Genomic DNA, 641 nt, shown 5'->3' on the forward strand with positions numbered 1-641 from the left:
AACTGGTACGGCTGGTCGAGGATAACCGAGGCGTTCGTGGCTGCGCCGAAGCTCAGGCCGCCGGCCGGTACGCCGCCGATAGTGCCTGCTTCTGTCGTCAGTACCATGCTGTCGATGCCTTCTTCAGCAGCGACTACCGATACGCCTTCAGGCATGCCGATACCGAGGTTTACGACTGCGTCGGGAATCAGTTCCATAGCGCAGCGGCGGGCAATGATCTTGCGGTTGTTCAGTTTCAGCGGAGCTACCGAATCCAGAGGAACTTTTACATCGCCGTTGAATGCCGGGTTGTACGCATAATCCCAAGTCATCATATGGTCAGCTTCGTCAGCTTTTACGACATAGTCGACGATTACGCCGGGGATCTTAACGTCTCTCGGGTCCAGCGTATTCTTAGCTGCTACATCTTTTACCTGAACGATAACGATGCCGCCGCAGGCTTTAGCCGCTTCAGCGATAGCCAAGGCTTCGCCCGTGCCGATTTCGCCGTCCATCGTAACGTTGCCGTCTTCGTCGGCTGTCGTGCCGCGGATGATAGCTACATCAATTTTGTGCGGATGATACCAGAGCCATTCTTCGCCGCCCAATTCAATAACTTCAACGATATCTTCCTTCGTTACATCGTTGATTTTGCCGCCTTC

Annotated in this window: 1 protein-coding gene; it reads right to left on the reverse strand. The window is 54.4% G+C overall.

Annotated elements, in window-relative coordinates; genetic code table 11:
• On the reverse strand, nucleotides 1-641 hold a 641-nt coding region (locus CJ260_RS12500), incomplete at both ends, for a malonate decarboxylase subunit alpha (RefSeq protein WP_198947479.1).

Origin of the sequence: Megasphaera sp. ASD88 (assembly GCF_002287425.1) — a bacterium.
GTDB lineage: Bacteria > Bacillota > Negativicutes > Veillonellales > Megasphaeraceae > Megasphaera > Megasphaera stantonii.